Consider the following 2284-nt stretch of genomic DNA (forward strand, 5'->3'; position numbering starts at 1 on the left):
ACACCTTGAAGTTCATCACCCAAGGGGCCAATGCACTGATTGTGGGCAAACCGGGTACAGGCAAGAGCCATGTGGCCAAGGCGCTGGCGTACCAGGCCACGCTGCAAGGCTATGACGTGCGGTATTTGGAGGCGGACACCGAGTTTGCGCGGTATGCGCTGGCGGGCAGCCAGGACAGGGCGAATTTGCTGCGGGAGTGGGTCAAGCCGGATTTGCTGATCGTGGACGATTTGTTTCTGGCCAGGCGAATCACGGCGGAGGCAGCAGAGGCGTTGCAGGCCATCGTGCACCAGCGCTACAAGCTGCCCCGCGGTAAGCGTACGGCGAACCCCTGCCCACCCACAAGTTTCAGCCGATTCTTTGCCCAGTCAGCTGCCAGCGGTGTGGCAGCAACTCTTGAATCCGCCTATTGGGCCAGGTTGGCAGCTTCTCCATCACGTCCTTCAAGTACGCGTACGGGTCGTGACCGTTGAGTTTGGCCGACTGGATCAGACTCATCACCGCTGCCGCCCTTTGGCCCGCTCTGAGTGAGCCCGCAAACAGCCAGTTCTTGCGACCCAGGGCGATCGGGCGCATCTGGTTTTCAATCCAGTTGTTGTCTATCGGTATCTGTGCGTTGCTCAGGAACTGCGTCAGTGCTGTCCAGCGCCTCAAGCTGTAGTCAATCGCCCGCGCCGTGGCCGAGCCCTCGGGCACTTTGCCTCTTTGCTCCATGAGACAGGCGTTCAGTTTCTTGATGACCTTGGCGCTTTCCTCTTGCCTGAGCTTGAGTCGATTGGCTCCGTCCATGTCCTTGGCTTGCTGCTCCAGCTCGTACAACTGACCAATTTGCTCCAGCGCACGTTGCGCCATCTGGCTCTTGTTGGCCGCATGCAGATCAAAGAACTTGCGCCTGGCATGCGCCCAGCAGCCAGCCTCCTCAATGGCGCCGCCCATGAGTTGCTTGTAGCCCGCAAAGTCATCGACCAGCAGCGTGCCGCTCCAGTCCTCAAGAAACTCGCCCGCATGCTTGCCCGCTCGGCTTTCGCAAAAGTCGTACACCACCGCCTTGATGTCTTCGTGTCTACCGGGGCTGTAGGCCCACAGGTAGGCCCTGTGCGTCTTGCCGTTGCTTTCGGCCTTGGGTTTGAGCATCTGCACCGTGGTCTCGTCTGCGTGAATGACCCAGTGCTGCAACACTTCTTGGCGCAGCGCATCGACCAGAGGCTGTAGTTGCACGCCGCAGCTGCCCACCCACTGCGCCAATGTGGAGCGTGCCAGGGGAACTCCGGCTCGGGCATAGATGGCCTCTTGACGGTACAGCGGCAAATGGTCGGCGTATTTGGCCACCAGCACCTGGGCCAGCAAACCGGTGGTGGCCAGGCCTTTGTCGATGATGTGCGCATCGACTGGTTTTTGTTTGAGCGTTTGGCAGCAAGCGCACACCCATTTGCCGCGCACATGGCGGTGCACCGTGAACACGCCGGGTGTGTAGTCCAGCTTATCGGCTACGTCCTCGCCCATGCGGCGCATGGGCTGCTCGCAGCATTGGGTAACTTCGGGCTCGTGCTTGAATTCTTGGCGTGGCAGCTGCTCGGGCAGTGGCAGGCGTTTGGGCTGACTGGGTGTACGTTGGGCGGCCGGGCGCATCTGCTCGCTCTCTTCGCCCACAGCCTGCAGGTCTTCTTCCAGCGCGTCTTCGAGCAAGCTGCGCTGATTGGCATTCAGGGCCTCTGACTTTGCCGCAAACTTCAGCCGCTTGAGAACAGCCATCTCGAACGTGAGCTTGTCCAGCAGGGCTTGCTTGTGTTTGAGCTCGGTGGATTGCTGCTCGACCAATCGACTTTGTTGCTGCACAGTGCCCATCAACTGCTGCACCAGTTGGTGCATTTGCAGCTGGCTCATGCCGTCAAGATCGAGCGTTTCGTTCATGGGTGCAATCATCGCGTGCGCAAGGGCCTTTGACCATTGGCACATGTACCGATTGCAGAGGCTGCATCTGGCATTCAAGATCGGGCCACTGCAGTCACAGCACCGTGATCACCCCGGCAGGGCCTAGGCGCTGCCAAGGTAGGCCAACAACCAGCGCCTGGAGTTGTTCTGCGCTCAGGGTCAAACTGCCTCCAAGTCGGTTGCCCCAGACAAACTTGCCTTGGTTTAGACGGCGCGCGGCAAGCCATACACCCAGCCCATCGTGCACCAACACCTTCATGCGGTTGGCACGCTGGTTGGCAAAAAGGTAGGCATGGTGCGGATGGGCCGCGCCAAAGACTTGCACCACCCGCGCCAGGGCCGTATCGACACC

At 60.2% G+C, this 2284-nt stretch carries 2 protein-coding genes and 1 pseudogene; 1 reads left to right on the forward strand and 2 read right to left on the reverse strand.

Features of this window, described 5'->3' with window-relative positions:
* Nucleotides 1-311: pseudogene (locus tag AMM41_RS21360) on the forward strand (ATP-binding protein); the annotation flags it as partial.
* 37 nt (nt 312-348) lie between these two features.
* Here the strand turns inward: AMM41_RS21360 and AMM41_RS21365 are convergent.
* Together AMM41_RS21365 and tnpB are read right to left on the reverse strand one after the other, a co-directional pair.
* Nucleotides 349-1911: an IS66 family transposase gene (locus AMM41_RS21365; protein WP_194944936.1), complete on the reverse strand. Its 1563-nt coding sequence runs from the start codon at nt 1909-1911 to the stop codon at nt 349-351.
* Between the two features lie 94 nt (nt 1912-2005).
* On the reverse strand, nt 2006-2284 hold a 279-nt coding region (gene tnpB / locus AMM41_RS21370), incomplete at its 5' end, for an IS66 family insertion sequence element accessory protein TnpB (protein WP_194944937.1).

The sequence above is a fragment of the Limnohabitans sp. 2KL-3 genome, assembly GCF_001269405.1.
In the GTDB taxonomy this organism is placed as follows: domain Bacteria; phylum Pseudomonadota; class Gammaproteobacteria; order Burkholderiales; family Burkholderiaceae_C; genus Limnohabitans_A.